The organism is Pseudomonas sp. ANT_J28 (genome assembly GCF_008370005.1).
Classification (GTDB): Bacteria; Pseudomonadota; Gammaproteobacteria; order Pseudomonadales; family Pseudomonadaceae; genus Aquipseudomonas; species Aquipseudomonas frigoris.
The window spans coordinates 1-4273 of the sequence record NZ_VOBM01000086.1 but is presented as its reverse complement, the minus strand read 5'-3'; the positions used below and the strand labels follow the sequence as shown (position 1 = coordinate 4273).

The window sequence follows — 4273 nt, the reverse complement described above, 5'->3', positions numbered from 1 at the left end:
GAAGAAGACAGGGATTGATCAATCGAACTATGATTTTTCATGGACTCGCCCTCGCTGTCGTTGGCTGTTTAGACTGCCACCGTGGCGCATTGACGCCTCGGCTTGGGCGAGTCCATCCAATTACATGGGCCGAGTACGGCTTAAGCGTAATACCCGACCAAAACCATCTGCCTTTCTTGATCGCCATCAAGCAGGTTTCAACCCTTCGCTTCCTATCATGGACGGGCCTAGCAAAGAGGAAGCGACCATGTCAGACACCTTCACCAAAGGCATGGCCAGGAATATCTACTTCGGGGGAAGCATTTTCTTCTTCCTGATATTCCTGGCTTTGACCTATCACACGGAAAAGACCTTTCCGGCCCGCAGCAATGAAGCGCAGCTCACCGAATCAGTGGTGCGCGGCAAGTTGGTCTGGGAACAAAACAACTGCATCGGCTGCCACACGCTGTTGGGCGAGGGCGCCTACTTCGCGCCTGAGCTGGGCAACGTGTTCCAGCGGCGCGGCGGAGAGGCGGGCTTCAAACCCTTCCTGCATGCCTGGATGAAAATGCAGCCACTGGGTGTACCGGGCCGACGCGCGATGCCGCAGTTCAAGTTGAGTGACCAGGAGGTGGATGACATCGCCGAGTTCCTCAAATGGAGCTCAAAAATCAACACCAATGGCTGGCCGCCAAACAAGGAGGGCTAAGCGATGAGCATTGCTAATCCGCATCTGAAATTCGCCTCGCAAGCCGTGGCCAAACCGTACTTCGTGTTCGCACTGATCCTGTTTCTCGGCCAGGTGCTGTTCGGTTTGATCATGGGCCTGCAATACGTGATAGGGGACTTTCTGTTCCCGATCATTCCCTTCAACGTGGCGCGGATGGTGCACACCAACCTGCTGATCGTCTGGCTGCTGTTCGGGTTCATGGGCGCCGCCTATTACCTGATTCCAGAAGAAGCCGATCGCGAACTGCACAGTCCGAAGCTGGCGATCATCCTGTTCTGGGTATTCGCCGCCGCTGGTGTGTTGACGATCCTGGGCTATCTGCTGGTGCCGTATGCCGGCCTGGCCAGACTGACCCACAACGAGCTGCTGCCGACCATGGGACGAGAGTTCCTGGAGCAGCCGACCATCACCAAGATGGGCATTGTGGTGGTGTGCCTGGGCTTCCTCTACAACATCGGCATGACCCTGCTCAAAGGTCGCAAGACCACCGTCAGCATGGTGATGATGACCGGGCTGATCGGGCTCGCGGTGTTCTTCCTGTTCTCCTTCTACAACCCCGGCAACCTGGCCCGCGACAAGTTCTACTGGTGGTGGGTGGTGCATCTTTGGGTGGAAGGCGTGTGGGAACTGATCATGGGTTCGATGCTCGCTTTCGTCCTGATCAAGATCACCGGTGTAGACCGGGAGGTCGTGGAGAAATGGCTCTACGTGATCATCGCCATGGCGCTGATCACGGGGATCATCGGTACCGGTCACCACTTCTTCTGGATCGGTGCACCTGAGGTCTGGTTGTGGGTGGGTTCAATCTTCTCGGCACTCGAGCCGCTACCCTTCCTGGCGATGGTGATATTCGCTTTCAGCATGGTGAAGAAACGTCGCCGGCAACACCCGAACCGCGCGGCCACGCTGTGGGCCAAGGGAACCGTGGTAACCGCCTTCTTCGGCGCTGGCGTCTGGGGTTTTCTGCATACCCTGGCTCCGGTCAACTTCTACACCCACGGTTCGCAGCTGACCGCGGCTCACGGTCACCTGGCCTTCTACGGTGCTTACGCGATGATCGTGATGACCTTGATCAGCTACGCCATGCCACGCTTGCGGGGTTTGGGTGAAGCCGGTGACGAGCGTTCGCAGACCCTCGAAATCTGGGGCTTCTGGTTGATGACCCTGTCGATGGTGATGATCACGCTGTTCCTCACCGCTGCCGGTGTCGTGCAGGTCTACCTGCAACGCTGGCAGGTCGATGGGGTTGCCTTGCCGTTCATGTCCACGGTCGAACATCTGCAGGTGCTGTTCTGGGCCCGTTTTGGCGCCGGTCTTGGTTTCCTCGCGGGACTGGTCTGTTACCTGTTCAGCTTCAAGCAACGTGGCCGCGCAGCCTTGCGCGCTCCGGCTGCCGTGGTTCCTTCGTGAGCCGCTGTAAAGGCTAGAAAAGGTCGGCCCGGCTGATACAGCGGGCCGTTTTTTGCTTTACAAAAAAGGGCAATGATCATGGCCTTTACCGTCGAACTGGAAGAGTGGGTCGGCAGCGTCTGGCATCGCTTCATCACCCGGCGCGCCAGCCCGGATTTCCCCGAGGCGCGTGTCGAACTGGCCAGCCAGCAACGACCGCTGGCGCTGCTGTTTCGCGCCATGGGCGGCGCCAACGGCGTCGGTGTCGAAGCCGCCAGCGACCGCGATCTGCTGCTGCGGCGCAACGTGCTGCAGCAGATCGCCGGCACCTGCAAGCAAGTGCCCCTGGCGTGGTGCGACGAGACCAACCTTCGTCTGCCGTCGAGCCTCGCGGTGTTTCCTGAAGTCGCACTGAACGAGGAACTCTATCGTTGGCTCGCATTGCTGGCGGCGCAGGCCGGGCAGATGCGTCATTGGGGTCGGGACAATCAACGCTGGACGCAACAGCTGTTGCGGCGCTATCCCGCGTTGCGTGCCCGGTACAAACGTTTGGTCGATGCTCATCTGCAACTTCGCCCGGATCCGGCCACATTGAACCCCGGCGAAGCGGCCCTGGAACGGGCGTTATGTCAGGCGTTGCGCGACCCAGGCAGTGTCGAACATTTCCCCCGCAGCGAACGGGCCGCCTGGCCGCTGCCGCTGTGGTTATACCCGCCGCAAAATCTCGCAACTCCGCAGGCAGCCGATCTGGGTGACGAATCGGAAGAGACGCTGACGACCCCGCCCGGTGAGCAGAAGGGCGGACGCAAGCGCGCCAAGCGAATCGATGAAGGTAGCCGCGACGGCGGGTTGTTAATCGTGCGTCTGGAGAACCTGTTCAGCTGGACCGAACACGTGGACCTGGATCGCTGGTCGGACGACAGCGAAGACCCGGACGCGGCCAGAGTCGTCGAGGACCTCGACGAGTTGAGCTTGTCGCGCACCCGTCTGCGCAAGGGCGGCGGCCTCAAGCTGCACCTGGATTTGCCGCCGGCCGATGTCGACGATATCCCCTTGGGCGAGGGCATCAAGCTGCCGGAGTGGGATTACCGCAAACAGCAGATGCAGGACAGCTTCGTCAATCTGCAAATGATGGTGCCCCGCGACTGTGAGGCGCAGCCACTGCCGCCACGGCTGAAAGCCTCGGCGCACCGTCTGCGCCGCCAGTTCGAGCACCTGCGCAATGATCGCCAATGGTTACGCCAGCAACCCCAAGGGTCTGAACTGGACATGCAGGCCTGGCTGGATTTTCACGTTGAACGCGAGCATGGCCAATGTGCGGAACGAGGTCTGTTCATGGAGCAACGGCAGACGCGCCGCGACCTGGCGTGCCTGTTGCTGGCCGATGTGTCGATGTCCACCGACGCGCACTTGAACGATGAGCATCGGGTGATTGATGTGATCCGCGACAGTTTGCTGCTGTTCGGTGAAACCCTGTCGGTGCTGGGTGATGATTTCGCCCTGTACGGATTTTCCTCGCTGCGTCGTCATCAAGTGCGCATGCAGGAACTCAAATCCTTCACCCAGCGTTATGACGACACCACCCGCGGTCGCATTCAAGGGCTCAAACCGGGTTATTACACCCGCATGGGCGCCGCCATCCGCCACGCCACCCACCTGCTGGGCAAGAGCAAGCGACGCAGCAAACTGTTGCTGCTGCTCACGGATGGCAAACCGAATGATCTGGATTTGTATGAGGGGCGCTACGGCGTTGAAGACACCCGCGAGGCGGTGCTGGAGGCGCGGCGTCAGGGGTTGACGCCGTTCTGTATCACGATTGATCGCGAGGCCGGGGATTACCTGCCTTACATGTTCGGTGCCAATGGCTACACCTTGATCCGCCAGCCCGAGCAATTACCCCTGCGCTTGCCGCAGTTGTATCGCCAACTGACTCAGCCTTGACCGACACGATCCCTGTAGCAGCTGCCGAGCCTGCGAGGCTGCGTTCGGCTGCGCAGCAGTCGTAAACCCAGTCCCCGCGGTGTGTCAGGTAAAAAGGGGACTCAGGATTTACGACTGCTGCGCAGCCGAACGCAGGCTTCGCCAGCTGCTATGTATGGACTCGCCCCCACTGTCTACCCGCTTTTGAAAAACCGCCGCCCCGTTGCATCTATGTATCAGGCCTATTCGAAGAAG

General features: G+C 60.0%; 3 protein-coding genes. All 3 read left to right on the top strand.

Annotated features, from left to right (window positions below):
* Window positions 1-247 precede the first annotated feature (247 nt).
* Window positions 248-688: a cytochrome c gene (locus tag FQ187_RS29630; RefSeq protein ID WP_149632199.1), complete on the top strand. Its 441-nt coding sequence runs from the start codon at window positions 248-250 to the stop codon at window positions 686-688.
* Window positions 689-691: 3 nt separating this feature from the next.
* Window positions 692-2119, top strand: coding sequence for a cbb3-type cytochrome c oxidase subunit I (locus tag FQ187_RS29625; RefSeq protein WP_149632198.1), 1428 nt, complete (start codon window positions 692-694; stop codon window positions 2117-2119).
* Window positions 2120-2197: 78 nt separating this feature from the next.
* Window positions 2198-4039 (top strand): nitric oxide reductase activation protein NorD, encoded by a 1842-nt coding sequence (locus FQ187_RS29620; protein ID WP_149632197.1) that lies wholly within the window; start codon window positions 2198-2200, stop codon window positions 4037-4039.
* Window positions 4040-4273: the final 234 nt, after the last annotated feature.